Annotated in this window: 25 protein-coding genes; 16 read left to right on the forward strand and 9 right to left on the reverse strand. The window is 74.0% G+C overall.

Annotated features, from left to right (window positions below):
- Window positions 1–165: 165 nt before the first annotated feature.
- The gene (locus tag ACZ55U_RS06035; protein ID WP_465522896.1) at window positions 166–885 is read right to left on the reverse strand and encodes a bifunctional DNA primase/polymerase; all 720 of its coding nucleotides are present in this window, start codon (window positions 883–885) and stop codon (window positions 166–168) included.
- Window positions 886–1,191: 306 nt separating this feature from the next.
- On the opposite strand from ACZ55U_RS06035, the gene ACZ55U_RS06040 reads away from it, so the two are divergent.
- Both ACZ55U_RS06040 and ACZ55U_RS06045 read left to right on the forward strand, forming a co-directional pair.
- Entirely contained in the window at window positions 1,192–2,568 is a 1,377-nt protein-coding gene (locus ACZ55U_RS06040) for a transcriptional regulator (RefSeq protein WP_465522898.1), read from the forward strand.
- Window positions 2,569–2,775: 207 nt separating this feature from the next.
- Window positions 2,776–3,924, forward strand: a complete 1,149-nt coding sequence (locus tag ACZ55U_RS06045) for a hypothetical protein (protein ID WP_465522900.1) — start codon at window positions 2,776–2,778, stop codon at window positions 3,922–3,924.
- A gap of 39 nt (window positions 3,925–3,963) precedes the next feature.
- Here ACZ55U_RS06045 and ACZ55U_RS06050 read toward each other — a convergent pair whose 3' ends face one another.
- Window positions 3,964–5,268: an ABC transporter substrate-binding protein gene (locus ACZ55U_RS06050; protein WP_465522902.1), complete on the reverse strand. Its 1,305-nt coding sequence runs from the start codon at window positions 5,266–5,268 to the stop codon at window positions 3,964–3,966.
- Between the two features lie 174 nt (window positions 5,269–5,442).
- On the opposite strand from ACZ55U_RS06050, the gene ACZ55U_RS06055 reads away from it, so the two are divergent.
- A complete protein-coding gene (locus ACZ55U_RS06055) occupies window positions 5,443–5,958 on the forward strand; it encodes an SCO4402 family protein (RefSeq protein ID WP_465522904.1) in 516 nt (171 codons plus the stop codon).
- 110 nt (window positions 5,959–6,068) lie between these two features.
- On the forward strand, window positions 6,069–6,935 hold the full coding sequence (gene purU, locus ACZ55U_RS06060; RefSeq protein ID WP_465522906.1) for a formyltetrahydrofolate deformylase: 867 nt from the start codon (window positions 6,069–6,071) through the stop codon (window positions 6,933–6,935).
- A gap of 88 nt (window positions 6,936–7,023) precedes the next feature.
- Here the strand turns inward: purU and ACZ55U_RS06065 are convergent, their stop codons facing one another.
- Entirely contained in the window at window positions 7,024–8,208 is a 1,185-nt protein-coding gene (locus ACZ55U_RS06065; protein ID WP_465522908.1) for an anti-sigma factor family protein, read from the reverse strand.
- The gene (locus ACZ55U_RS06070; protein ID WP_465522910.1) at window positions 8,205–8,804 is read right to left on the reverse strand and encodes an RNA polymerase sigma factor; all 600 of its coding nucleotides are present in this window, start codon (window positions 8,802–8,804) and stop codon (window positions 8,205–8,207) included. The genes ACZ55U_RS06065 and ACZ55U_RS06070 overlap by 4 nt, the downstream gene beginning before the upstream one ends.
- Window positions 8,805–9,412: 608 nt before the next feature.
- Here ACZ55U_RS06070 and ACZ55U_RS06075 point away from each other — a divergent pair.
- Window positions 9,413–9,907, forward strand: a complete 495-nt coding sequence (locus ACZ55U_RS06075; protein WP_465522912.1) for an ATP-binding protein — start codon at window positions 9,413–9,415, stop codon at window positions 9,905–9,907.
- A 419-nt stretch (window positions 9,908–10,326) separates the two neighbouring features.
- Here the strand turns inward: ACZ55U_RS06075 and ACZ55U_RS06080 are convergent, their stop codons facing one another.
- On the reverse strand, window positions 10,327–11,304 hold the full coding sequence (locus ACZ55U_RS06080) for a GlxA family transcriptional regulator (RefSeq protein ID WP_465522914.1): 978 nt from the start codon (window positions 11,302–11,304) through the stop codon (window positions 10,327–10,329).
- A gap of 147 nt (window positions 11,305–11,451) precedes the next feature.
- On the opposite strand from ACZ55U_RS06080, the gene ACZ55U_RS06085 reads away from it, so the two are divergent.
- From ACZ55U_RS06085 to ACZ55U_RS06100, 4 genes are all read left to right on the forward strand, one after another.
- A complete protein-coding gene (locus ACZ55U_RS06085) occupies window positions 11,452–12,822 on the forward strand; it encodes an MFS transporter (RefSeq protein ID WP_465522916.1) in 1,371 nt (456 codons plus the stop codon).
- A gap of 112 nt (window positions 12,823–12,934) precedes the next feature.
- Window positions 12,935–13,462, forward strand: coding sequence for a GNAT family N-acetyltransferase (locus ACZ55U_RS06090; protein ID WP_465522918.1), 528 nt, complete (start codon window positions 12,935–12,937; stop codon window positions 13,460–13,462).
- A 128-nt stretch (window positions 13,463–13,590) separates the two neighbouring features.
- A complete protein-coding gene (locus tag ACZ55U_RS06095) occupies window positions 13,591–13,935 on the forward strand; it encodes a DUF4229 domain-containing protein (RefSeq protein ID WP_465522920.1) in 345 nt (114 codons plus the stop codon).
- Between the two features lie 29 nt (window positions 13,936–13,964).
- Window positions 13,965–15,089: a LacI family DNA-binding transcriptional regulator gene (locus ACZ55U_RS06100; protein WP_465522922.1), complete on the forward strand. Its 1,125-nt coding sequence runs from the start codon at window positions 13,965–13,967 to the stop codon at window positions 15,087–15,089.
- A 104-nt stretch (window positions 15,090–15,193) separates the two neighbouring features.
- On the opposite strand, the gene ACZ55U_RS06105 is transcribed toward ACZ55U_RS06100, so the two are convergent.
- On the reverse strand, window positions 15,194–16,402 hold the full coding sequence (locus ACZ55U_RS06105) for an MFS transporter (RefSeq protein ID WP_465522924.1): 1,209 nt from the start codon (window positions 16,400–16,402) through the stop codon (window positions 15,194–15,196).
- Between the two features lie 456 nt (window positions 16,403–16,858).
- Here ACZ55U_RS06105 and ACZ55U_RS06110 point away from each other — a divergent pair, with 456 nt between their 5' ends.
- Complete coding sequence (locus tag ACZ55U_RS06110) at window positions 16,859–18,208, forward strand: dicarboxylate/amino acid:cation symporter (protein ID WP_465522926.1); 1,350 nt, start codon at window positions 16,859–16,861, stop codon at window positions 18,206–18,208.
- 299 nt (window positions 18,209–18,507) lie between these two features.
- Here the strand turns inward: ACZ55U_RS06110 and ACZ55U_RS06115 are convergent, their stop codons facing one another.
- A complete protein-coding gene (locus ACZ55U_RS06115) occupies window positions 18,508–18,711 on the reverse strand; it encodes a cold-shock protein (protein WP_189920031.1) in 204 nt (67 codons plus the stop codon).
- Between the two features lie 480 nt (window positions 18,712–19,191).
- Between ACZ55U_RS06115 and ACZ55U_RS06120 the strand changes: the two genes are divergently transcribed.
- From ACZ55U_RS06120 to ACZ55U_RS06145, 6 genes are all read left to right on the forward strand, one after another.
- Complete coding sequence (locus ACZ55U_RS06120) at window positions 19,192–20,028, forward strand: menaquinone biosynthetic enzyme MqnA/MqnD family protein (protein ID WP_465523004.1); 837 nt, start codon at window positions 19,192–19,194, stop codon at window positions 20,026–20,028.
- 174 nt (window positions 20,029–20,202) lie between these two features.
- Window positions 20,203–21,423, forward strand: a complete 1,221-nt coding sequence (mqnC, locus tag ACZ55U_RS06125) for a cyclic dehypoxanthinyl futalosine synthase (RefSeq protein WP_465522928.1) — start codon at window positions 20,203–20,205, stop codon at window positions 21,421–21,423.
- 5 nt (window positions 21,424–21,428) lie between these two features.
- On the forward strand, window positions 21,429–22,088 hold the full coding sequence (locus ACZ55U_RS06130) for an amidohydrolase family protein (RefSeq protein WP_465522930.1): 660 nt from the start codon (window positions 21,429–21,431) through the stop codon (window positions 22,086–22,088).
- Window positions 22,089–22,339: 251 nt separating this feature from the next.
- On the forward strand, window positions 22,340–22,927 hold the full coding sequence (locus tag ACZ55U_RS06135) for a hypothetical protein (RefSeq protein ID WP_465522932.1): 588 nt from the start codon (window positions 22,340–22,342) through the stop codon (window positions 22,925–22,927).
- An 89-nt stretch (window positions 22,928–23,016) separates the two neighbouring features.
- A complete protein-coding gene (locus tag ACZ55U_RS06140; protein ID WP_465522934.1) occupies window positions 23,017–23,712 on the forward strand; it encodes a demethylmenaquinone methyltransferase in 696 nt (231 codons plus the stop codon).
- Between the two features lie 121 nt (window positions 23,713–23,833).
- Window positions 23,834–25,144, forward strand: a complete 1,311-nt coding sequence (locus tag ACZ55U_RS06145) for a geranylgeranyl reductase family protein (RefSeq protein ID WP_465522936.1) — start codon at window positions 23,834–23,836, stop codon at window positions 25,142–25,144.
- Here the strand turns inward: ACZ55U_RS06145 and ACZ55U_RS06150 are convergent.
- Both ACZ55U_RS06150 and ACZ55U_RS06155 read right to left on the reverse strand, forming a co-directional pair.
- Window positions 25,141–25,509: a MazG-like family protein gene (locus ACZ55U_RS06150; RefSeq protein WP_465522938.1), complete on the reverse strand. Its 369-nt coding sequence runs from the start codon at window positions 25,507–25,509 to the stop codon at window positions 25,141–25,143. The two genes, ACZ55U_RS06145 and ACZ55U_RS06150, sit on opposite strands and share 4 nt — an antisense overlap.
- A 130-nt stretch (window positions 25,510–25,639) precedes the next feature.
- Window positions 25,640–26,347, reverse strand: coding sequence for a peptidylprolyl isomerase (locus tag ACZ55U_RS06155; RefSeq protein ID WP_465522940.1), 708 nt, complete (start codon window positions 26,345–26,347; stop codon window positions 25,640–25,642).
- Window positions 26,348–26,372: the final 25 nt, after the last annotated feature.

The raw sequence follows: 26,372 nt of genomic DNA on the forward strand, positions 1-26,372 counted from the left end.
CCTTATCCGGACATGCGTATGACGGGCCCCGTCTCCGGTGGGAGACGGGGCCCGTCACTCGCGCGCGGTGTGTCGCGCGGTGCACGCCCTCACCCGATCGGCGGAGGGCGTCCGTTCCGGGGCCCGCTCCGGTCGGCCGCGGCGGGCCGCCGGAGCGGGCCCGGCTCAGCCCACCGGGGCCGGGCTGGCGGCCTCGGCGGCCCGGACCGGCCGGCGCGGGGGCGCCTCGCGGGCGCAGGCGTAGACCAGCGGGCCGATCAGCTCGGCGGCGTCCGGCAGCCAGCGGTTGAGCGCGGTGGGGGTGCGGGCCCACTGGGCGTACCCCAGGGAGCCGATCCGGGAGGGCGGGGCGACCGTCCAGTCGCCCTCGCCGCGGGCCACCAGGTCCAGCCGGCCGGGCGGGCGGCCGAGCCGGCGCAGCATGTCCGGGAGCCGGGCCGCGGCGCCGGGCAGCACCAGGAAGTGCAGCCGCCGCCCGACCCGGCCGGGGGCGGCGGGCTGGACCGCCACCGGGCCGAGCTGGAGGTCCATCCGTTCCATCCGGGCGAGCGCCAGGCAGCCGGCCGTCTCCGGGACGTCCAGGACGTCGAAGGAGCGCCCGGTGGGCAGCAGGATCGACGCCTGCGGCCGCTCGGACCACCAGCTCCGCACCGCCCCGGGCCCGGCGCTCGCCTTGCGCGCCCAGTCCGCGTCCAGCGGGTGGGCTCCCGGCAGGGGGCAGTGCGGGTCGTCGCAGGAGCAGCGGACGGCCCCGGCGTCGTCGACCAGCCAGGCGCCGGGAGCCACCTCCCAGTGCCTGGTCTCGGCGTAGCCGGCGGCTTCGGTGAGCAGTGCGGGCGGAGCGGCCTTCTGGTCCTGGCCCGAAACATCGGGGATGTCTTCCACGGGGTGCTCAACTACCGTGTGTGAGGCTGGTTACGGCCCGGGGGCGCCCGGTTGGGTGCATCCGGGCGATGTCACCCGTTCCGGTTAGTCGACCGAGTTGAAGGGCCCGAAGGCGGGCGCAGTGGGGGCGCACGGGAGCATTTCCCAGGGCGCAAGGGGGGTGCGGTTCGTCACCGTGGGTATCCCGCTGGCGTCGCTGATCGCTAACCTTGTGTCAGATTCCTTGGACGGTCGGACAGTCGGCAACAGATCAGCAGAATCGTCGCCCGCCGGCCGGGACCGGAGGGTGTGGGGAGGCGAAGCCCAATGGCCGCGAGACCACTCGTCGCACGACAGCCCAACGAGCGCCTGCAGCAACTGATCCAGGAGGCCAGTTGCTCCAACGCCGGTCTGGCCCGGAGGGTCAACCTCTGCGGCGCCGAACACGGGCTGGACCTTCGGTACGACAAGACCTCCGTCGCCCGCTGGCTGCGCGGGCAGCAGCCGCGCGGGCAGGCGCCGGCCGTGATCGCCGAGGCCCTGGGCCGCAAGCTCGGCCGCAGCGTGTCGGTCGAGGAGATCGGCATGGCGGACGGCAAGAACCTCAGCTCCGGCATCGGGCTCCAGTTCGCGCCGACCATCGGCGCCGCCCTGGAGCAGGTCTGCGAGCTGTGGCGCAGCGACGTCGGCCGGCGGGACTTCCTGACCGGGGCGACGGTCGCCGCCTCCGCGCTGGTGGAGCCCAGCCGGGACTGGCTGATCACCCCGCCGGACCCGGTGGTGGCGCGGGCCGGTGGCCCCCGGGTCGGTCCGACCGACGTGGCCGCGATCAAGGCGACCACCGTGATGCTGGTCGACCTGGACCACCGCTTCGGCAGCGGCCATGTGCGCCCGGTGGTGGTGCACTACCTCAACTCGGTGGTCTCCGGCCTGCTCGGCGGCGCCTACCGGGAGGAGATCGGGCGCCAACTCTTCGCCGCCGTGGCCAGGTTGACGGAACTGGCCGGCTACATGGCGGTGGACACCGGGCAGCCCGGGCTCGCCCAGCGCTACTACATCCAGGCGCTGCGGCTCGCCCAGGCCGCCGACGACCGGGGCTACGGCGGGTACGTGCTGGCCGCCTCGATGAGCCACCTGGCGGCCACCCTCGGCAACCCGCGGGAGATCGCCCAACTCGCCCGCGCCGCCCAGGAGGGGGCCCGGTCGGTGGCCACTCCGACGGCGATGGCGATGTTCTACGCCGCCGAGGCCCGCGGCCACGCCCTGCTCGGCGACGCCCGCTCCTGCGAGGCGGTGTCGGCCAAGGCGCTGGCGATGATGGAGAAGCGCCGCCCGGAGGACGACCCGGACTGGATCGCCCACTTCGACGACGCCTACCTCGCGGACGAACTGGCCCACTGCCACCGTGACCTGGAGCAGGCCGGCCAGGCCGAGCACTACGCCCGCCGGGCGCTCGACCTGCACCCGCCGACCAGGGTGCGGCGCCGCGCGGTGGACCTCGTCCTGCTGGCCACCGCCCAGCTCCAGCAGCGGGACCTGGAACGCGCCTGCGAGACGGGCACCCAGGCGGTCCGGCTGCTGAGCGGGCTGCGCTCCAACCGGGGCGTGGAGTACCTGGACGAGTTCCGGCGCCGGCTGGAGCCGTACCGGGAGCAGCGGGTGGTCCGGGAGTTCCACGCCCGGGCGGACGCCGAGGCGGCCTGAGCGACGCGGCCCGGGCCCTGGTGGTCCGGGCCGGCGGCGGTCGCGGATCGTCTGTGCAGGGAGCGTGACGGTTGTCCCGCCCACGTGGTCACCCGGTGAGGCGAACCGGTAGCGTGGGCGCGACGTCCAAGGAACTGTGATGCTCCCAAGAACCGACGAGATGTGGTCCGCCGTCAGCGCGCGGTCCTGCACAGGTGAGGAATCGCGTTGAGTCAGCGCCGCTCGTACCCGAACTCCGGTGACTTCAACCTGGACGACCTGTTCCGCCCCGAGCCCGGGCAGCCGCAGGGCCACTCGGCCGTGCCGCCGGTGGGCCAGCCGTCCGGGCAGCCGGAGTACCTCGGCGAGGGCGCGCACACGCTGCCGACCCAGGCGATGCCCGCGCAGGCGGCCCCGTGGGGCGCGCCCCAGCCCGGGTACGGCGCCCCGCAGCACGATCCGGCCCCGGAGACCCAGCACCTGCCGCCGTACCCGGTCGGCGATCCGCAGGCGGCGGGCTACCCGGCCGCACCGGCCCAGCCCGGCTACCCCCAGCCGCAGCCCCAGCCCGGCTACCAGGGATATCCGCCGGCCGCGCAGCCGCAGCCGGCCTACCCGACGCCGGACTACGGCCAGGGCTACGCACCGGGCGCCGGCCAGGGGCAGGACTACGGCCAGAGCACCGGCGGGGGCTTCGACGCGACCCGGACGGGCGGCGCGGGCCGGGGCGGACGCCGCTCCAACAAGCTGATCGTCGGCGGTGTGGTGGCGGGCTTCGCGGTGGCCGGCATCGTGGCCGCCGTCCTGCTCAGCGGTAAGGACGAGCCCGAGGACGGCAAGAAGACCACCCCGGTGGCCGCCGTGAGCACCGCCCCCACCGGCGCCTCCGGCACGGCGAGCGCGAGCGGCTCGGGCCCGGCCGTCGACCCGGACGTCAAGGCCCAGGCGCAGCCGCTGTCCGACCTGCTGGGCACCGCGAGCGACAGCCGCAGCTCGGTGGTCTCCGCGGTCGCCTCGGTGCAGAAGTGCGACAAGCTGCCCGAGTCCCAGCAGGCGCTGACCGCCGCGGCCGGCAAGCGCCGCGAGCTCCAGGGCAAGCTGGGCCAGCTGAAGACCGACAAGCTGCCCGGCGGCCAGCAGCTGGTCGAGCAGCTCAACGCGGCCTGGACGGCCTCGGCCCAGGCCGACGACGAGTACGCGGCCTGGGCGCAGGACGCCCAGGGCTCCTGCGACGCGAAGAAGCAGGACAACCAGCACTACAAGAACGCCGTGCAGGCCAGCGGCACCGCGACCACCGCGAAGAAGCAGGCCGCCGCGCTCTGGAACACGATCGCCGCCCAGAGCGGGCTGCCCAGCCGGAGCGACGGCGACCTGTGAGGGACGGGGGGCTCCCCCCCCTGGCCCGGGAGGTCGCCGTCAGGCCGGCGGGTGGCCCCCGGTGAGCGCCCAGCGGACGTCCACGAAGCCCGGCTGCTGAAGGGTCATCCGGCCGTTCTTGACCACCTGGTACGTGACCCAGGTGTTCACCAGCCGGGGCGATCCGCTGCTGGGCAGCATGTTGGTGGTGCCCCAGTTCAGCGTCGGGGTGATCCCGACGTCGATGCCCTCGCCGCTGTCCAGCAGCGAGGAGACCGTCTTCGGGGTGACCGGCCGGCCGCCCTCCGTCAGCTTCTGGACCACCGTCCGGAACACCTCGTACGCGACCCAGGTGGTCTGCACGCCGGGGTCGGAGACGTCGATGGTGTGGCCGCCGGTGGTGTCGGTGCGCACCACCGCGCGCAGCCCGTCCCAGATCTTCGCCGACTCCGGCGGGTACCAGCTGGTGACGTAGGCGCCGTTCAGCGGGCCGGAGTCGCCGCCGGTGGAGTCCACCACCGACTGCTGGACGCTGCCGATCACCGAGGCGATCCGGGTGTTCTTCGGGGCCAGCCGCCGGTAGGAGTCCAGCAGGTTGCCGGTCGGCTCGGCGGCCAGGGCGCTGGTGATGCAGTTGCCCGGCTCGTCCTTGCCGATCGCCTTGCGGGCCACCGGGGAGTAGTCGGAGGACTGCTCGGGCGCCTTGACGTCGGTCAGCTTGACCCCGGCGGGCCGCAGCGCGGTGCCCAGGTAGCCGAGCAGGCTGTCGCCGGCCGGGGTGTCCGGGCGGACCAGGGCGACGCTCTTGCAGCCGGCGTCCACCAGCTGGCGGCCGTTGCCCGCGACCAGCGCCGGCAGGCCGCCGTCCACCGGGTAGGACAGCGGGCTGGCGAACTCCGGCTGGGAGAGTCCGTAGCCGCCGATCAGCGGGATTCCGGCGCGCTCCAGCACCGGCATGAACGCCTCGCCCCACTGGCTGTAGGAGCCGATCACGGCGGTCACCTTGGCGTCGACCGCCTGCTGGGCACAGGCGCGGGCACCGTCCGCGGAGTTGTGCTCGTTGCAGGTGATCACCCGCAGCCGGTGGCCGCTCATCCCGCCGTTGCCGTTGACGTCCTGGCCGATGGCGGAGGCGAGCACCGTCATGCCCGGGCGGTCGGCCGCACCGGTGCCGGACGGGGCCCAGGTCATCACGGTCAGTTCGGTGCCGCTGGTGGAAGCATCGGCCGATCCGCCGCACGCGGAGGCCGAGAAGAGGGTGGGGAGCAGGACCGCGGTGGTCGCGGCGGCTGCGATCGGGCGCCGGCGGCGGCGTCGCGCGATCGGGGGACGGGCGTCCTGGAACGAGTCCCTTCGGCTGGTCATCGGTCTTCCCTCTCTGGGGCGCCCTCCGGCGCACCGGAGCAAGCCAAGCCCCGGCGCCGCAAGCCGAGAGGGCCGAAGTGCGAACGGGCGGCGAACGGCGGCCGAAATCGGGGGCGGTACGCGTGTAGATCGGGAGTGGAGCGCGAACAGACGGGGAACGTACGATCGTTCACCATGTCCGCCAGCACAGATTCTTCGCACCGGTCCGCCCGAAACGCCTCCCGGCCGGGCCACCGCTCCAGCACCATGGGCGGCATGCCGCTCAACGACCTGCCCTGGTGGCGCTGGCGAGCCCGACTGCGCTCGGCGCTGCACATGCTGTCCGACCCCGGTTTCCAGCGGGAGACCTGGCTGACCGGCCGGGAGGGCTACGGGGACGTGACCGACGCCGTCTACCGGCTGGTCGAGGACACCTGGCTGGACCACTGGTCGGCCGAGAAGTACGTCGGCACGATCTTCCGGGACTCCGCCGAGGCCGCGCTGGTGGACGTCGCGGTGCTGCGGGCCGTGCAGACGCTGCACGAGGTCGGCGCGGACGCCCCGGCCTCCGCCTACCTGGGCCACCCCGGCTGGCCGGAGACCGTCCGGGCCGCCCGCGAGGCGCACGTCGCGCTGGCCGCGGGCGACGGGGAGGACCCGGACGCGCCGCCCAAGTCGCTGGAAGTGCTGCGCATCCTCACGCAGGTGTGACGGGCCGGGCACCCTCCGTCCCGCAGTACGGGCAGCGGGGCGGCGGATGTCCGGGATGTGACACGCTGGACCGTCCACCCACGTCACGACCTCAGAACGGGATACCCCCAGTGGAACAGCAGCCGGCCAGCGCCCAGTACGTCCTCACGCTGTCCTGCCCCGACAAGCAGGGCATCGTCCACGCTGTCTCCAGCTACCTCTTCATGACCGGCTGCAACATCATCGACAGCCAGCAGTTCGGGGACGGGGACAGCGGACTCTTCTTCATGCGGGTGCACTTCTCCGCCACCGAGCCGGTCACCGTCGACAAGCTGCGGGCCAGCTTCGCCGCGATCGGCGCCTCCTTCGGGATGGACTGGCAGATCCACCCGAGCGACCAGCGGATGCGGATCATCCTCATGGTCAGCAAGTTCGGGCACTGCCTGAACGACCTGCTGTACCGCACCCGGATCGGCGCGCTGCCGGTGGAGATCGCCGCGGTGGTCTCCAACCACACCGACCTCCAGGACCTGACCGAGAGCTACGGCGTCCCGTTCCACCACATCCCGGTGACCAAGGACACCAAGGCGGAGGCCGAGCGGCGGCTGCTCGACCTGGTCGCCGCGGAGGATGTCGAACTGGTCGTGCTGGCCCGCTACATGCAGGTGCTCTCCGACCGGCTGTGCACCGAGCTGTCCGGCCGCGTGATCAACATCCACCACTCCTTCCTGCCGAGCTTCAAGGGCGCCAAGCCGTACCACCAGGCGCACGCGCGCGGTGTGAAGCTGATCGGCGCCACCGCCCACTACGTCACCGCGGACCTGGACGAGGGCCCGATCATCGAGCAGGAGGTGGCGCGGGTCACCCACGACGTCAGCCCGGACCAGCTGGTCGCGATCGGCCGGGACGTCGAGTGCCAGGCGCTGGCCCGCGCGGTGAAGTGGCACAGCGAGCACCGGGTGCTGCTGGACGGGACCCGTACGGTCGTCTTCGCCTGACGGCGCCCGGGCCGCGCGCCGCCGCGCGGGCCCCACGAGCCCACGGGTCCACGGGCCCAAGGGCCAACGCGCCTACGGTCCACCGGCCCTACGGCCGGGAGAGCAGCGGGAGCGCGTGCAGCACCTCGCGGACCGCGGCCCGGTCACCGTGCTTGCCGACCGGCAGCCGGTCCGGGTCCCGGTGCGCGGCGGCCAGCTGGCACAGCTCCAGGCCGTCCAGCACCATCGAGGCCACCGGTTCGGCGTCGCCGCCGTCGCCCTCGTCCAGGGGGACCAGCCACTCGCCGCCCGCCGGGCCGTCGACCACCAGCCGCACCCGCCGGGCGGCCCGGACCCCGCCCTCCGGTGCGCCCGGCGCGCCGGCGTGCTCTGGGCGGGCGGCGCGCTGCCCGGCCAGCGCCCGGGGGAGCAGCCGGACCACCAACTCCACCATCTGCCGCAGGTGCCGGGTCGCCGGCGGATCGTACGGGTAGGCGACCGCCCGGGCCACGTTCTCGCCGTGCACGAAGCACTCGAAGGCGCGGTCCACGAAGGCGTCGCGCAGCGGCAGCACCGCGAAGCCGTAGTCCACCGGGGTGTTGCCCTGCGGGACCAGCGCGGCGCTGCGCACCAGGTCGTGGGTCTGCCGCCGCCAGCGGGAGCGCACCGACCGCGGTGCCAGGCCCGCCTGGTCGGCGATCAGGCGGGCGGTGCGCGCGGTGATCGCGCCGTACGGACCGCCCTGCGGCGGGACGCGGGGCACGGGCGGCCCGGTGGCCGGCTCCTGCGGCGGCACCCGCCGCGCGGCCGGCGCGACGGGCGGGCCCGGAGCGGCCGGCACCGGGTCGGGCAGGCCGAGGGCGAGCGCCAGGAAGCCGTCCACGGCGGTCAGGTGGCCGAGCACCTCGGCCGGGCGCAGCCGCGTGGTGCCGCCGTGCCACGGCAGTTCGGCCACCTCCTGCCACTCCTCCGGGCCGAGGTCGCGCAGCAGCGCGTCGAGCTTGGCGGTCTCCGCCGTGTACGGCCTGGCCCAGGCGGGGACGGGCAGTTCGGCCGGCCGGCGGGCCAGGCACCAGTCGAGCACCTGCCGGCGCAGCGAGCAGGGCTGGTCCAGCGGCTCGTCGTGGGAGAGCCAGCCGGCCGCCTCGCGCAGCCGGGCCGCCTCCTCGGCGCACTCCCCGCATGCGCCCAGGTGCTGCTCCAACTCGGCGGCCTCGTCGGGCGGGCAGGCGCCGAGGGCCCAGGCGCCGAGCAGCGAGCGCAGGGCGTCGTGCCGCTCCTCGGTGCTGCTCACGTCTCCCCGCTCCTCCCGTCCCCTGGCCCGTGCTCGGTCGCGTCGTCCTGGCGGGCGCGTTCGTCGGCCAGTTCGGTGGCCAGCAGCTCCAGACCCAGCCGCATCCGCTGCTTGGCGGCCTGCTCGCTGATGCCGAGCAGCCGGGCCGTCTCCGGGTAGGTGCGGCCGTCGTAGTAGGTCACCGCGATGGTCTCACGCAGGGGCCGGGGCAGGGAGTCGACCACGAACCGCATCCGCGCGGCGGTGGCCACGGCGCGGATCTCCGCCTCGGCGGGCCCGGTGCCGCCTGCCGGGCCGCGTTCGGCGGCGCGCCGCGCCCGCAGCCGTTCGACCGCGCGGTGGTGGGTCAGCGCGCCCAGCCAGGAGCGCAGCGTGCCCCGGGCGGGGTCGAACTCCTCGGGGTGCTCCCAGACATGGGCGAAGACCTCCCGGGTGAGCTGGGTGGCGGCCGCCTGGTCGGCCAGTATCCCTCCGGCCAGGCCGTGCACCATCGGCGCGAGCCGGTCGTAGAGTTCGCCGAGCGCCGTCTCCTCGCCGCGGGCGAGGCGGCGCTGCAACTGCTCGTCCCAGCGCGGGTTCCGCTCGGGGGTGGCCATCGGGAACCACCCTCCTGCCCGGGTTCGCTGGCGTACCCAACGGTATCTTGCGGCCGGGCGGCGCCGGGGGCGATTGCCGCAAGAGTGGAACCGTTCGGCGCGGACCGTCGTCCCCACCGGTACGGGACCGCCTGCCCGGGCGCCCGGGGCCGGATCGTCGGACGGTACGACGGTCGGCTGGTGGGACGGTGCGCCGGTGCCGACGCGCGAGCGCCGCCGGGCACGGGTCGCACGGGTGGTGCGCGAGTGGCGGGCGGGGCGCCGGGGGCGCCTGGCGGTAGGTTCCCGACTGCGGGGCCGGCGGGTGGGCCCGGGGCGGCCGAGCGCCGGTACGAGGCTCGCCAGAGTGAGCGGGACAGTATGCACTGCGCTGTCCCCCGATCGCCGGAATATGCCCGAAGCGCTTGCTGCGGTCCGTCCCCCCGCCCATCCTGAGGCGTATTCGTGCCGCGGCCGGTGCCCGACCGACGGGACGACGTGGACGAGTGGGCGTGGGCGGACGCCCGGGTACGGCCCGGGCGGCGCCGGGCGACGCGCGAGGGCCCGTCGGCCGGCCCAGCCGGCCCGATCGGGACTCAGGCCGAACTGCGAGTGCGGGTGGTGGAGCGGTGCAGGTTCTTCAGGTACAGCTGGCGGTGCAGGCTGACCCCGCCGAGGTCGGCCGGGCCCGCCGGTGGGTGCGCTCGCGGCTGCTGAACCACGGGGTGGACCCGGATGCGCCGATGGCCGAGACGGTGGTGCTGGTGGTCTCGGAGCTGGTGACCAACGCCGTGGTGCACACCGGCTGTCCGGCCGTGCTGCGGCTCTGCCTGCCGGTGGCGGACGGGCCGGGTGGGGGAGACGACCCGGCGGACGGCCGTCAGCCCGCCCCGCTGCTGAGGGTCGAGGTCGCCGACGCGAGCCGGGCCGCCCCGGCCCCGCGGCGCGCGGGGGCGGACGAGGAGGCGACCAACGGGCGGGGCTTGGAGCTGGTCGAGCTGCTCTGCGAACGCTGGGGCTGGTACCCGGACGGCGAGGGCAAGCGGGTCTGGTGCGAGATCGGCGGCGACGCCCGCCCGGCCGATCCGCTGGCCGACGTGGACTGGGCGGCTTTGGCGCAATAGCGGCTTTCGCGGGGGCCGTCGGGCGGTGCCGGACCACGGTTCCGATCACCGGCCGAAAGGTGACGCAACCATTCCGAATTTCGGACTACCCATTGACGTGACGTATCCGACTGATCACGCTTGGGTGCGGCGCTCCGTCGCGAGGGGACGCCGAGGGGACGTCCGTCCACCGCCGCGGTGTTGCTGTCCAGGGAATTCGTGCCAGCGAGGGGGACCGCCGGCGGCCGGTCGAGGCCCGCTCCTCGGCGAGTGCGGAGGGTGCGGCGCGGGTTCAGGGCTCGCGCGCCGCGGTTGGATGGCGGCTCGCCGTGGTGCGCTCGGGGTGCGCGCGGCCTGCCGCCATCCAATGCGACGCCGGGAGGCGACGGGTTTCGGCCACCGGCGGACCGGGTTCCAAGGGTCCTGCGGGTCCTGCGGGTTCACGGGCTCTCGGCGACGGTGCGGAAGGTGCGCCGGTAGGCGCTCGGCGCGACGTCCAGGCGGCCGCGCAGCCGCAGCCGCAGCGAGGCCGCCGTGCCGAAGCCGGACTCCCGGGCGACCTGGTCGATGGTCAGGTCGGTCCGCTCCAGCAACTGCCGGGCCCGCTCGGTGCGCTGGGTGGTGATCCACTGCCCGGGGCTGGCTCCGGTCTCCTCGCGGAAGCGCCGGGTGAAGGTCCGTACGCTCATCCCCGCCTGGTCGGCGAGCTGGCGCAGCGCCAGTGGCTCGTCCAGGTGCTCCAGCGCCCAGGCGCGCACCGCGGCGGTGCCGCCGACGCCGGAGTCCGCCGGGCTCGGGGCCTCCACGTACTGCTTCTGGCCACCCTCGCGCCACGGCGGCACCAGGCAGTTGCGGGCCACCGCGTTGGCCACCGCGCTGCCGTGGTCGCGGCGCACCACGTGCAGGCACAGGTCCACCCCGGCGGCCACCCCGCCGGAGGTGAGGATGTCGCCGTCGTCGGTGTAGAGCACGTCGGGGTCCAGCCGCACCCGGGGGAAGAGCCGGGCGAAGCGCTCGGTGTAGCGCCAGTGGGTGGTGGCCGGGCGGCCGTCCAGCAGGCCGGCGGCGGCCAGGATGAAGGAGCCGGTGCAGATCGACATCAGCCGGGTGCCGGGCCGGATCCGGGCCAGCGCGGCGGCCAGCGCCGGGGTGAAGCAGGCGTCGGCGACGGCCGGGCTGGAGTCGGCGGAGGCCGGGATCAGCACCGTGTCGGCCCGCTCCAGCAGTTCGGGCCCGTGGTCGACCACCACCCGGAAGTCCGCGCTGGTGGTGACCGGGCCGCCGTCCAGGGTGCAGGTGGCCACCTCGTACAGCGGCTGACCGTCCGGGTCCTTGGCGCCGCCGAAGATGCGGGCGGGGATGCCGAGTTCGAAGGCGATCACGCCCTCCAGGGCGAGTACCGCGACCAGGTGTGCCATGCCGTCCCCCTCGGGCGTCGGTGGGAGCGGCCTCCGGTGACGGTCGCTCGGCCCCGGCCAGGGTACTGCGGACGCTGGCCCGATTCTTGCGAAAGCTGTCATTCGGGCCACTCGTCAGCTTCCGGGCGCGCCGGAACACTCGTCAGAGTGACCGAACGCAGCGCCCTCGCCCCCGCTTCCGAGCCACCCGCCTCCGAACCATCCGCCTCCGAACCATCCGCCCCAGAACGGCCGGCCTCCGGACCGCCCGCCCCGGCCCGGCGCCCCCGGGTGCACTACGCCTGGGTGGTGGCCGCCGTCTCCCTGCTCGTCCTGCTCGGCTCGGCCGGCTTCCGCTCCACGCCGAGCCTGATGATGGACGCCCTGCACAACGAGTTCGGCTGGTCGCTCGGGACGATCTCCAGCGCCACCTCCGTCAACCTGACCCTCTACGGCCTCACCGCCCCCTTCGCCGCCGCCCTGATGGACCGTTTCGGGGTCCGGCTGGTGGTGGTCTGCGCGCTGCTGACCATCTCGGTCGGCGCCGGGCTGACCATGCTGATGCGCGAGCCCTGGCAACTGGTGCTCTGCTGGGGCGTGTTGGTCGGTCTCGGCAGCGGATCGATGGCCGGTGCCTTCGCCACCACCATCACCGGCCGCTGGTTCCAGGCCCGCCAGGGCCTGGTCACCGGGGTGCTGACCGCCGCCGGAGCTGCGGGCAACCTGGTCTTCCTGCCGGTCGGCGCCTGGCTGGTCGAGCAGCACGGCTGGCGCTCGGCCGTGGTCGTGGTCTCGCTCGCCGCCAGCGCCGTCGCCGTCCCGGTCCTGCTGCTGATGCGCGAGCGGCCCGCCGACCTCGGCCTGCTCCCGTACGGCGCGACCGAGGCCCCTCCCGCGCCGGTCGCCGACGGCCGCGCCCTGACCCGCTCGCTGCGGGTGCTGCGCGACGCCGCCCGCAGCCGGGCGTTCTGGCTGCTGGCCGGCTCCTTCGCGATCTGCGGCGCCACCACGGCCGGACTGGTCGGCACCCACTTCATCCCGGCCGCGCACGACCACGGCATGCCGGTCACCACCGCCGCGAGCCTGCTCGCCCTGATCGGCGTGTTCGACGTGGTCGGCACGGTCTTCAGCGGCTGGCTCACCGACCGGGTCGACTCCCGGCTGCTGCTGACCGTCTACTACGGGCTGCGCGGACTGTCCCTGCTCCTGCTGCCCCAGCTGCTGGCCGGCTCGCTCCAGCCGCCGATCCTGGCCTTCGTGATCTTCTACGGCCTGGACTGGGTGGCCACCGTCCCGCCGACCGTCGCGCTGTGCCGCCGGCACTTCGGCGAGGACGCCCCGATCGTCTTCGGCTGGGTGCTCGCCGCCCACCAGATCGGCGCGGCCGTCGTCGCCGGGCTGGCGGGCCTGGCCCGGGACGCGCTCGGTGACTACGACCTCACCTGGTACGGCGCCGGAGCGCTGTGCGTCGTCGCGGTCGGGCTCTGCCTGGCGCTGCGCACCAACCGCACCGCCGGGGCGGTGCCGGCGCTTCCGTGACGGCCGGCCGGACGGAGCGGGGCGATGGAGCGGGGCGGTGGAGCGGCGGGTCCGAAGGGTCGTACGGACCCGCCCGGTAGGGCTGTCGTACCGGAGGTCTAGGCTCCGCCCCATGGCCCTCACCTTCACCCTGGACCCGAAGCTCGATCCGGACCTGAGGACGGACGTCGTCCGGCTCTGGACCGACGTCACCAACGCCGGCGGGGCGGTCGGCTTCGTGGCGCCGGTCACCGAGGAGGAGGTCTGGGACACCGCCGACCGCCAGTTTGCCGGGGTCGAGCCGGACGGCCCGGACCGGCTGCTGGTCGCGCACGAGAGCGGCACGGGCCGGCTGGCCGGCGTGCTGTTCTTCGAGTCGATGCGCTTCGGCCCCATGGAGCACTGGCGGATGCTCAAGCGGGTCATGGTGCACCCGGACTTCCAGGGCCGCGGCTACGGTGCCCGGCTCCTCGCCGAGGCCGAGCGGGTGGCCCGGGAGTGGGGCCTGGAGTCGCTGCGGCTCACCGCACGCGGCGGGCTGGGGCTGGAGCGCTTCTACGCCCGCAGCGGCTACCGCGAGGTCGGCCGGGTGCCGGCGGCGATCCGGGTCGCCCCCGGGGACGACCGCGACGACATCACCATGTGGCTCGATCTGCGCTGACTCCCGCCTGCGGACGGACGGCGCCGGGCGGTGCGGGACCCACGGGTGCCCCGTGCCCCGCGCCGCCCGTCAGGCATGCTTGACTGGAGGACCCGCCCTCGCCCGCGCCAAGAAGAAGGATGTGTCCAGTGACCAGCAACGGCCCGGAGAAGTCGCACGCCACGCTCCGCTACACCTCCCTGCGGGTCAGCATCTTCCTCGGCTGCCTGCTGGTGGCCCTGCTGCTCGGTCACTTCCAGATCATCCCGGTGAGCGGCGAGGCCGGCGTGATCTTCCTGTTCCTGCTGGCCGCGATCGCCTCCGCGCCGCTCAGCTACGCGCTGCTGAGCAAGCAGCGCGACGCGATGTCCGCGCAGGTCAGCGGTAAGGTCGCCGGGCTGCGCAACCGCACCGCCGAGCGGATCGCCGCGCAGAACGCGGAAGAGGACGCCGCCGACGACGCCGCCCGCGCGGCCTCCGCCGGCCAGAGCTGACCCCCGGCCCCGCCCCGAGCACAGCCCCCGTGCCCGCCATCCGAGACTCCGCGCCGTCCGAGCCGCCCTGCGAGCCCTCGCCCGGACCGACGTCCGGGCCGTCGCCGGAACCGCCGCCGGGGCCGTCGTCCACCGAGGAGGCGCGCGGCACCTGGCCGGCCCCCGTCCGCCGGCCCACCGGGCGGGACGTGGCCCGGCTCGCCGGGGTCTCCCAGGCCACCGTCTCCCTGGTCTTCTCCGGCGCCGAAGCGGGCCGACGGGTCTCCGAGGCCACCCGGCAGCGGGTCCGGGAGGCCGCCGACAGCCTCGGCTACCGCCCGCAGGCGGCCGGCCGGCAGCTGCGGCTGGGCCGCAGCGGGATGATCCTGCTGGCCGTGCCGAACCTCCAGGGCCCGTTCTTCGGCCGGGTGCTGGAGGGGGTCCACGAGGAGGCGGGCCGCAACGGCCTGTCCGTCGTGGTCAGTTCCGGCTGGGGCCGGGACACCCTCGCCGAGGCCGCCACCGCCGGCCGCTTCGACGGCCTGCTGATCTGCTCCCCGGACGACAGCCAGCTCGGCGAGCTGCCCGCCGACACCCCCGCCGTCTTCCTGGACGCCGACCCGGGCACCGACCGGGCGCGGCCGACCGTCGAGCTCGACGTGGCCGGCGGGATGCGCGCCGCGGTCGAGCACCTGGCCGCGCTCGGCCACCGCCGGATCGGCCGGCTGCGCTCCAGCCACGCCGCGTACACCTTCCGGGTCCGGCAGGCCGCCTTCGAGCGGGCCGTCCGCGAACTCGGCCTGGACGTCGTGGAGTTGGGCGTGAGTCTGAACGACGGCCACCGGGCCGCGCGGGCCGTGGCGGGTCGGTTGCTGGAACGGCCGGACCGGCCGCGCGCGGTGATCTGCGACGACGACGTGGTCGCCTCCGGGGTCTACCAGGCCGCCGCCGAACGGGGGTTGCGGGTGCCGGAGGATCTGTCCGTGGTCGGCATGGACAACGTCGCGGTGGCCGCGCTGCTCGCCCCGCCGCTGACCACCGTCGACCTGCCCGGCGAGGAGCTCGGCCGGGCGGGTGCGGCCGCGCTGGCCGCGCTGCTGCGCGGGGAGCGGGTGGCGCCGGTCGCACCGCTCGCGACGGCACTGGTGCCGCGTTCCTCCACGGCGCCGGCGTAGCGGACCGGCCCCCGCTCGGGCCGCCGCGGCTGATCACCCGTGGGCGGGGGAAGACCGCGCCCGCCGGCCAGACCCCGGTGGGCGCGGTCGCTCGTGGGGGTGGGTCAGCCCACCGGGACGGGCCGCGCGGTCGGGGCGGCCGGGGCCGGGTGGAACCAGCGCCGGGCGCCGAACAGCAGCAGTCCGCCGAGCGCGATCCCGCCCACCGCGCACAGCGCCACCGAGCGCAGCGAGCCCTCGGCGAGCTTGCCGGAGACGGCGTAGCCGAGCGAGTTGCCGGTGGCGAACAGCGTCACCAGCCAGGCGAAGGCCTCGGTGACGGTGCCGGTCGGCGCCAGTTCGGCGACCAGGACGAACGCCGCCGCCAGCAGCGGCGCCAGCATGATCCCGGAGAGGAAGGCCAGCGCGGCCATCGGGTACGGCCCGGGCAGCGAGAGCAGCGGCAGGTAGGTGGCGGCCATCACCAGGGCCATCACCCAGGTGCGGGTGGCGGTGCTCCGCCGCCACCTGACCGCGCCGTAGGCGAGCGCGCCCAGCAGGCCGCTGAGCGCCGCGAGCGCCAGCAGGGCGCCCCCGCCGCCGGGCAGCGCGCCGGCGTGCTGCTCGGCGTAGGCGATGAACAGCACGTTCTGGGCGCCGACCGCCCAGCCGGCGCCGCCCAGTCCGACCAGCAGCAGCACCAGGCCGGGGGAGCGCAGCGGTCCGAGCAGTCCGGCGGACTTCTCCCGCACCGGGGCGCGCCAGGTCCGGGCCGGCCCGGTGGTGGCCACGATCAGCGCGCCGGCCAGGCCGAGCCCGGCGGCGACCCAGAGCGCGGCGACGGGGCTGAACAGTCCGGAGATGGCGGCGACGGCCAGCGGTCCGGCGACGTAGAGCGTCTGCTGGGAGGCGGAGTCGAAGGCGTACGCGGTGTCCAGCTGCTCCTCCTCGACCACGTCCGGCCAGAGCGAGCGCAGGCAGGGCTCCAGCGGGGGCATGGCGAGCCCGGCGATCGCGGCGCCGACGGGCGCGCCGATCGCCGAGCCGGGGTCGAGGGCGAGCAGTGCGTACCCGCCGCCGGCGACCACGGCGGAGGCGAGCAGCACGCGCGGCTGTCCGGTGCGGTCCACGATCCGTCCGAGCACCGGCCCGCCGACGGCGGCGGCGATCGCGTAGGCGGAGGTGGCCAGCCCGACCCGGCCGTACGGCACCTCGGCGTCGCGCAGGGCGAGGGCGATCACCAGGGCGGTCATGCCGGCGGGCAGGCGGCCGAGCAGGGTGCCGAGCAGCAGCCGGGTGACGTGGGGGGCTCGGAGCAGGGCGAGGTAGCCCATCGGCGTCTTCTCCCGGGTGGGCAGGCGTGGTCGAGGACGCCGCCGAGGTTATACGTATAACCGTCGAGCGGTCAATCGGACTCGTATGGCGATCTGATGACACGTCAGCTTCGTTCGTGTCCGGAGTCATGCCCCGTGATGAATCCGGGGGAAGTGGGAACTCTGCGTAACCTCAAACAAGTCCTTTGAACATCTCAAACCTTTGCTGCTAACGTATCGGCCATGACAGCCTCAGACGCACTGCGGACGCACGGCCCGGGCCCGCTGCCCGGCGCCGCCCGCCCGTGTGCTCTGGCCGGTGCTGTGGACAGCCCGCGCCGTTGTCGCGCCATGAGCTGTACTGCGGCGGCACGCCCCTAACCGGGGGCCCGGCCCCTCCCGTCCGGCCCCGCGCTGTGCCGCCTGTGCGCCCCACACCTCACCGTCAGCAACGCCCTCCCCCGGAGAAGCTCCCCCATGTCCACAGCGCCCGAGGTGACCTCGTCGCCGTCCGTGCTCACCCGCATCCGCAAGACACCGTTCTGGGTGCAGATCGTCGCCGGCCTCGTGCTCGGCGTCGGCCTCGGCTACCTGGCCCGCGCCGCCGACATCTCCTGGCTGGCCACCACCCTGGAGACGATCGGCAAGATCTTCGTCCAGCTGCTCAAGGTCGCCGTCCCGCCGCTGGTGTTCACCGCGATCGTGGTGAGCGTCGCCAACCTGCGCAACGTGACCAACGCGGCCCGCCTGGCCACCCGCACGCTGCTCTGGTTCATGATCACCTCGCTGATCTCGGTCGCCATCGGCATCGGCCTGGGCCTGCTGACCAACCCGGGCGAGGGCACCAACCTGAAGACCGAGGGCCTCAAGGCGCTCGACTCCAAGGGCACCTGGATCGACTTCCTGACCGGGATCTTCCCGACCAACATCGTCGACTCCTTCGCCAAGGTGAACGTGCTCCAGATCGTCTTCCTGGCGGTCGTGGTCGGCGCGGCGGTCATCAAGCTCGGCGCCAAGGCCGAGCCGGTCCTCAAGCTCAGCGAGTCCGTGCTGGAGCTGACCCAGACCGCCCTGTGGTGGGTCATCCGGCTCTCCCCGCTCGGCACCCTCGGCCTGATCGGCAAGTCCGTCGCCAAGTACGGCTGGGACCTGCTCAAGCCCTTCGCGACGCTGACCCTGGACATCTACCTCGGCTGCGCGCTGGTGCTGTTCGTCGTCTACTCGCTGGTGCTGCGCTTCGCCGCCGGGCTCAACCCGCTGCACTTCTTCAAGGGCGCCTGGCCCGCCATCCAGCTGGCCTTCGTCTCCCGCTCCTCGGTGGGCACCCTGCCGGTCACCCGCCGCGTCACCGAGCGCCTCGGCGTCCCGAGCGAGTACGCGTCCTTCTCCGTGCCGTTCGGCGCCACCACCAAGATGGACGGCTGCGCCTCGATCTACCCGGCCGTCGCCGCGATCTTCGTCGCCCAGGTCTTCAACATCGAGCTGGGCATCAAGGACTACATCCTGATCGCCTTCGTCTCGGTGGTCGGCTCGGCCGCCACCGCGGGCCTCACCGGCGCGATCATCATGCTGACGCTGACCCTGTCCACCCTGGGCCTGCCGCTGGAGGGCGTCGGCCTGCTGCTCGCCATCGACCCGATCCTGGACATGATGCGCACCGCGACCAACGTCGCCGGCCAGGTCGTCGTGCCGATCGTGGTCGCCGCCCGGGAGCGGATCCTGGACGTCGCCGCGTACAACAACCCGTCCGGGGACCTGTACGAGGAGGACGCCAAGCCGGCCCCCGTCGCCGCGGGGCAGGGCGGGGCGGCTCCGGCCGCGGCCTGAGCCCGTCCGGGTCCCTCGGGGCCCGGACCGTCCGAGGCCGTTCGGATGTCCGGTCCGACGTTTGAGGGGACGTTCGGCCGACAGAGGGAAAGGGCCCTCTCCCGGGTGACGGGAGAGGGCCCTTTCCGCATTCCTCCGGTCGTGTCCGTACTTCGCGTTCGAACCGCGACTCGAAAAGGCAGGGGGCCCGCCGGATGGGCGGGCCCCCTTGGGTACTGCTCTTGTGCTCATGGTGGCGGCTGTCGGGAGCCGCCGACGGACCCGTACGGGTCCCGAGCGATCAGATCATCAGAGGATCGTCAGACAGCGGTGACGTTCTCCGCCTGCGGGCCCTTGGGGCCCTGGGTGACGTCGAAGGTGACCGTCTGGTTCTCCTCCAGCGAACGGAAGCCGTTCGCGTTGATGGCGGAGTAGTGAACGAAGACGTCGGGGCCGCCGCCCTCCTGGGCGATGAAGCCGAAGCCCTTCTCAGCGTTGAACCACTTGACGGTTCCCTGAGCCATGCCGTTCTCCTTGCGATGCGTGTCGGGGGCCACACCGTGTGACACCCGGTCCGCTGCGCTGATCGCCCTGCCTCCGGACGAGTCCGAAATTTTTCGATATTGCTGAAAAACTACAAAAAGCCTGCGGTTACATGCTCCGCAGGCTTCAAGTACTGCAAGGGGAATCAAACTGCAACTGAGGGCAACGCTAGCATGCGGCCGCTGTGACGACCAGAGGTCATTCGGGGTGTGGAAGGCGCGTGTCGTAAGGGCGGGAGCGGGCGTGGAAGGACGCGTCCGGAGCGCGTGAAGGAGCGTGTCCGGACGGCCGGTGCGAGCCGCCGCGAACGGCAGGCATACGCTGCGGGGAGGCACGAACAGCAAGGGAGCGGCGCAGTGGCAGCACCGGAAGCACCAACACCGGACGCGCGGACGCGGGAGCCCCAGGAGCACGGCCCGGACGGGTCGACGGACACCCCGGTCAGACCGCGGGTCGGCCACATCCAGTTCCTGAACTGCGTCCCCCTCTACTGGGGGCTCGCCAGGACCGGCAACCTGCTCGACCTGGACCTCACCAAGGACACCCCGGAGAAGCTGAGCGACCAGCTCGTCGACGGGGCCCTGGACATCGGCCCGATCACCTGCGTGGAGTACCTGCGCAACGCGGACGACCTGCTGGTCCTGCCGGACATCGCGGTCGGCAGCGACGGCCCGGTGATGTCCTGCCTGATCGTGAGCAAGGTGCCGCTCGCCGAGCTCGACGGCCGCCGGGTCGCCCTCGGCTCCACCAGCCGCACCTCCGTCCGGCTCGCCCGGCTGCTCCTGGAGGAGCGCGAGGGCGTGCGCCCGGACTACTTCAGCTGCCCGCCGGACCTCAGCGCGATGCTCGCCGAGGCGGACGCCGCCGTCCTGATCGGGGACCCGGCGCTGCGCGCCTACCTCGGCCAGGCCGCCGACCTCGGGCTGACCGTCCACGACCTCGGCGAGATGTGGAAGGAGTGGACGGGCCTGCCGTTCGTCTTCGCGGTCTGGGCGGTGCGCCGTGAGTTCGCCGAGCGCGCCCCGGAGCTGACCGCCGCGGTGCACCGGGCCTTCCTGGAGTCGCGCGACCTCTCTCTGGTGGAGGCCGCCAAGGTCGCCGAGCAGGCCGCCCGCTGGGAGGCCTTCGGGGCGGACGTGCTGGAGCGGTACTTCAGCGAGGCGCTGGACTTCTCGCTCGGGGAGCGGCAGCTGGACGGCGTCGCGGAGTTCGCACGGCGGGTCGCGCACGACAGCGGGTTCGCCCCGGACGTGGCGGTGCGGCTGCTGGAGCCGGTGGCGCTGCCGGCGGGGCAGTAGGGCCCGGGGCCCGGCCGGATCCGACCGATCGACGGCGCGGTCCGGCCGGGCCCGGCGCGGCGGCCCCGGCGCGGTCCGGTCGCAGTCCAGCGGGCTGGAGCGGGCGGCGGAACGCGCTGGCGTAGGCTGGTTCGGCCGTACCCCAGTAGCACTTGAGAGAGAGAAGGCCGCCAGGTGACCGAGCTCGCAGCGACCACCCTCGATGCGTCCAGCACCGACCTGAAGGCCGTGCTCGACCGGGCCGCCGCCGGCGGCCGGATCACCCCGGAGGAGGCACTGGAGCTCTACCGCTCGGCGCCGCTGCACGCGCTCGGCGCCGCCGCCGACGCGGTGCGCCGCCGCCGCTACGCGGGTACCGAGCACATCGCGACGTACATCATCGAGCGCAACATCAACTACACCAACGTCTGCGTGACGGCGTGCAAGTTCTGCGCCTTCTACGTGCCGCCGAAGAGCGACAAGGGCTGGTCCCGCGAGCTCGACGAGATCCTGCGCCGCTGCGCGGAGACGGTCGAGCTGGGCGGCACCCAGATCATGTTCCAGGGCGGCCACCACCCGGACTACGGCGTGGAGTACTACGAGCGCGCGTTCTCGGCGATCAAGGCGGACTTCCCGCAGCTGGTGATCCACTCGCTGGGCGCCTCCGAGGTCGAGCACATGTCCCGGATCTCGGGCGTCTCCGTCGAGGAGGCGATCACCCGGATCCACACGGCGGGCCTGGACTCCTTCGCGGGCGCCGGCGCCGAGCTGCTGCCGGAGCGCCCGCGCAAGGCGATCGCCCCGCTGAAGGAGTCGGGCGAGCGCTGGCTGGAGATCATGGAGATCGCCCACGGCCTCGGCGTCGAGTCCACCTCCACCATGCTGATGGGCACCGGCGAGACCAACGCCGAGCGGATCGAGCACCTGCGGATGATCCGCGACGTCCAGGACCGCACCGGCGGCTTCCGGGCCTTCATCCCCTACACCTACCAGCCGCAGAACAACCACCTGAAGGGCTCGACCCAGGCCACCGTCTTCGAGTACCTGCGGATGATCGCGATCGCCCGCCTGTTCCTCGACAACGTCGCCCACATCCAGGGCTCCTGGCTCACCACCGGCAAGGAGGCGGGCCAGCTGTCGCTGCACTACGGCGCGGACGACCTCGGCTCCGTGATGCTGGAGGAGAACGTCGTCTCGGCGGCGGGCGCCAAGCACCGCTCCAACCTCACCGAGCTGATCCACCTGATCCGGGCCGCCGACCGCGTCCCGGCGCAGCGCTCGACCACCTACGAGCACCTGCGGGTGCTGGACGACCCGGCCGACGACCCGGTCGACGCCCGGGTGGCCTCGCACATCGCCTCCACGGCGATCGAGGGCGGCACCGCTCACCCGGAGCTGAAGATCCTGGACAACTGAGTCCCGTGCTGACCCTGCACCGGGCGGCGTTCGTGCTGCCCGACCCGGCCGCTCCCACCGCCCCGTCCATCGCCGACGGGGCGGTGGTGGTGCGGGGCGAGACGGTCGAGGCGGTCGGGCCGTACGGGGAGCTGGCGGCCGCGCACCCGGGCGCGCGGGTGCGGGACTGGGGCACGGCCGTGCTCGCCCCCGGCCTGCGCAATCCGTACGGGCACTGGCTGCTGGAACGCGCGTACCACCCGGACCCCCGGGAGGAGGCCGGTGCCGAGCCGGTGGCGGACGGGCTGGCCGGGTGCGCGGACGAGACGCGGTGCGGGGCCAGCGCGCGGCGGGGGCTGCAACGGATGCTCGGGTACGGCGTGACGGCGGTGGCCGGGCCCTTCGAGCGGGCCTCGGTGCGGACGGCGGTGGCGCGCTCGGGGGTCGTGGGGCTGCCGGGGGCGCCCGGCCGTGCGGGGCCGCTGGACCCGCTGGCCGCCCTGCCGTTCGCGGAGGCCGTGCACGGCCGGATGGCGGCCGGCGGGCGGGCGGACTTCGCGGTGTTCGCGGTCCGCCCGGCCCAGGACGCGGGGGACGGGAGCACCGGGGGCGGGAGCGCGGTGCCGGCGGCCGGCGGGTGCCTGGCCACCGTGCTGGGCGGTCGGTTGGTGTACCGGCGGCGGTGAGACCGCTGTCACGGCGCGCACGGCGTACTCGCCGGTAGCCGGATCTCCTTGCGGCGCGGGGCACTTCCTTCGTATGCGGCTGAACTCCGCTGCCGGTTCCGGAGAGTGATTGCGCCTTCGCCGTGACCTGAGGGCCCGCCAGCGGATACGATCCCGGACAGCTCACTCCGTACCCTCACCACACCACCGCCCGTGCCCTGCGGGCGGCGGGGCCGTGTCCCCGGCCCCGACGGCAAGCCAGGACAGGAACCATGCGAACCGCGACCGTTCCCCCGCCGCGCACCCCGCGGATGGGCCGTGGTTGGTACCTCGCCGCCGTGCTCAGCGCCGTGCTGGCCGTCGGCATGTGTCTGCTGGGTTGGCGCCAGGCCGACCAGGCCGACCGGATCGCGGCACACCCGGTGAGAGTCGACGGGGTCGTCACCCAGCTCCCGACCGGCGGCGGCACCTACAGCGCCGTCAGCTACCGGGCCGGGGGCCAGCCGCGCACCGCGGCCGCGCTGCCGCTCTCGGACCGCGCCAAGGTCGGCGACACGGTCTGCCTGGAGCACGCCGCCGACGACCCGAGCGCGGTGCGGATCTGCGGCGACACCTACCCGCAGCCGGTCGGCGTGGGCCTGGCCAGGTTCAGCGTGCCGGTGGCCGTCGTGCTCTTCGTGATCTGCGTGCTGCGCATCCGGCGGCACCACAAGGCCCTCGCGGTACGCGGCGGGCAGGGGAAGCTGGCCGCGAACCTCGCCCTGGCGACGGGGGCGCTGGCGGACGGGATGCCCGCGATAACGCACGGCAAGCGGTCCCGCCGCAGGCGCCGGGCGGGCGGGCGGCGCGCCCAGCACTGACGGGCGCGGCCCGGGTGCGACCGGGGTCGCGACCGGGGTCGGCGTGCCCCGTTGGCCGGGGCGTCCGTGCGAGGGTGAACAATGGGGGCGTGACCCGAGCCTCTCTGGACAAGCAGCCGCACGAAGTCGCCGCCATGTTCGACGACGTCGCGGCCAAGTACGACCGCACCAACGACGTGCTCTCCCTCGGCCAGGCCCGCGCCTGGCGCCGGGCGGTGGCCGAGGCGGTGGCCGCCGCGCCGGGGGACCTCGTGCTCGACCTCGGGGCCGGCACCGGCACCTCCTCGCTGCCCTTCGCCGAGGCCGGGGCGACGGTCGTCCCCTGCGACTTCTCCGTCGGCATGCTCACCGAGGGCAAGCGCCGCCACCCCGAGCTGGCGCTCACCGCCGGCGACGCGACCCGGCTGCCGTTCGCGGACGACACCTTCGACTCGGTGACGATCTCCTTCGCGCTGCGCAACGTCCAGGACACCGACGCGGCGCTGAGCGAGCTGCTGCGGGTCACCAAGCCCGGCGGCAAGCTGGTGATCTGCGAGTTCTCCACCCCGACCTGGACGCCGTTCCGCACGGTCTACACCGAGTACCTGATGCGCGCGCTGCCGCCGGTGGCCACCGCCGTCAGCAGCAACCCGGAGGCGTACGTCTACCTCGCCGAGTCCATCCGGGCCTGGCCGGACCAGCCGGGGCTGGCCGCCAGGCTCCAGGAGAACGGCTGGTCGAAGGTCGCCTGGCGGAACCTGACCGGCGGGATCGTCGCGCTGCACCGGGCGTACAAGGTCGCCTAGGCGTTCCGGCCCGTGCGGCCGGGGCGGGCGGCCGGGGGCGGGTGCCCATCCGGTGAAGTGAGCGGAACTAGACTGCCGGAGACGAAACCGCCCCCCGCCGCAGTTCCAGGAGTGTGTCCAGGTGCCCGAGACCGCAGCCGATCCGACGAAGCCGGACAGCCCCGTGGAGAGCACGGCCGACGTCATCGTGGTCGGTGCGGGCCCGGCCGGCTCCACCACCGCGTACTACCTGGCCCAGGCCGGGCTGGACGTGCTGCTGCTGGAGAAGACCGCCTTCCCGCGCGAGAAGGTGTGCGGCGACGGCCTGACCCCGCGCGCCACCAAGCAGCTGGTGGACATGGGCATCGACGTCTCCACCGAGAACGGCTGGCTGCACAACAAGGGCCTGCGCATCATCGGCGGCGGCGTCCGGCTGGAGCTGGACTGGCCGGAGCTGTCCTCCTTCCCCGACTACGGCCTGGTGCGCAAGCGCGCCGACTTCGACGAGCTGCTGGCCCGTCAGGCCGAGAAGGCGGGCGCCCGGCTGTACGAGCGCTGCAACGTCAGCGGCCCGGCCCTGGACGAGCGCACCGGCCGGATCGTCGGCGTCACCGCCAAGCTCGGCGAGGAGAAGCGGTCGGTCACCTTCCGGGCCCCGCTGGTGGTCGCCGCCGACGGCAACTCCACCCGGCTCTCGCTGGCCATGGGCCTGCACCGGCGCGAGGACCGCCCGATGGGCGTCGCCTACCGCACGTACTTCACCTCGCCGCGCCACGACGACGACTACCTGGAGTCCTGGCTGGAGCTCTGGGACACCCGCGACGGCGGGCGCAAGCTGCTGCCCGGGTACGGCTGGGTCTTCGGCATGGGCGACGGCACCTCCAACGTCGGCCTCGGCATCCTCAACTCCTCGCCGGCGTTCGGCGAACTGGACTGGCGCGAGGTGCTGAAGGCCTGGTGCGCCGGCATGCCGGAGGAGTGGGGCTACACCCCCGAGAACATGACCGAGCCGATCCGGGGCGCCGCCCTGCCGATGGCCTTCAACCGGCAGCCGCACTACACCCGCGGCCTGCTGCTCGTCGGCGACGCGGGCGGCATGGTCAACCCGTTCAACGGCGAGGGCATCGCCTACGCGATGGAATCCGGCCAGATCGCCGCCGGTGTCATCGTGCAGGCGCTCGCCCGGGTCACCGACGCCGGCCGTGAGCGCGCCCTCCAGGCCTACCCGCGCATCCTCAAGGACGTGTACGGCGGCTACTACACCCTGGGCCGCGCCTTCGTGAAGCTCATCGGCAACCCCAAGGTGATGCAGCTGGCCACCCAGCGCGGCCTCACCCACCCGATGCTGATGCGCTTCACCCTGAAGCTGCTCGCCAACCTCACCGACCCGCAGGGCGGCGACGCGATGGACCGGGTGATCAACGGCCTCGCCAAGGTCGCGCCGAACGCCTAGTCCTCCTCCGGGACCGCCGTCTCCCGCTGCCGCCCCCCGGGGTCCCGGCGGGAGGCGGCGGAGCGCTGTTCGACGTAGGCGAGGCGCTCGGCGAAGACCCGGGCCGCGTCGGGAGTGAGGGTCCGCAGGGCGACGAGGGCGGAGAAGACGACGTCACAGAGCTCGTGCTGGACGTCCTCCCAGGTGTGGGTGACGCCCTTGCGCGGGTTCTGGCCGGTGGCGCCGATCACCGCCGCCCCGACCTCGCCGACCTCCTCGGACAGCTTGAGGATGCGCAGCAGGCGCTCCTCCTGGGGCGACTGGGTGCCCTGCTCGTCCAGCCACGCGACCAGGTGGTCGACGCTCTCCCAGATCCGGCTGTCCATGCGGTGCTGCTCCTGCTCCCGTGCGGTGTCGTTGGTGCTGCCACCGTACGGGAGCGCGGGCGGTGGGGCGGCCGGGTGGTCGGTGCGGGCCGGGGCGGGCCCGCGGGCCGGGGCCGTCCGGCCCGTCGGCTCAGCGGGCGCTGATCTTCACGTTGCGGATGTCCACCGGCAGGGTGGGGAAGCCGTCGCCCGGGTTGTTCTGGTCGTCCTCGCCCCCGGCGGCGATCTTCTGGAGGACGTCCAGACCGGCGGTGACCCGGCTGAACGGGGTGTAGGCGGGGGAGAGCTTGGTGTCCTTCCAGACGAAGAAGAACTGGCTGCCGTTGGTGTCCGGGCCGGCGTTGGCCATGGCCACGGTGCCGGCCGGGTAGGTGGCGCCGGCCAGGTTCTCGTCCGGGAACGAGTAGCCGGGCCCGCCGCTGCCGGTACCGGTCGGGTCGCCGCACTGGAGGACGTAGATCCGCTGGGTGGTGAGGCGGTGGCAGTGGCTGCGGTCGAAGTAGTCGTGCTCGGCGAGGAAGCGGAACGAGAAGGTGGTGCACGGCGCCTTGTCGGTCAGCGCCTCGAAGGTGATCCGGCCCTGGCTGGTCCGCAGGGTCGCGCTGTAGGGCTTCGCCGCCTTCTTGGCGTCGAAGACCGGGATGCCCTTGAAGTTGTCCGCCGGGACGGCCGGTGTGTAGGTGCAGCCGGCGGCGGGAGCGGCGGTCGCGGGGGTGTCCGCGACGGCGGTGCCGGTGCTCGCCACGAGCGGGAGGGCGGTGGCGGCGGCGACCAGCGCCCAGTGTCCGCGCTTCACGTGACGGGCCTTCCGGGGGGTGGTGGACGGCGGGATTGTCATGGAGGAATCATCCACGGCCGGTCGG

The organism is Kitasatospora sp. NPDC034533 (assembly GCF_055575155.1).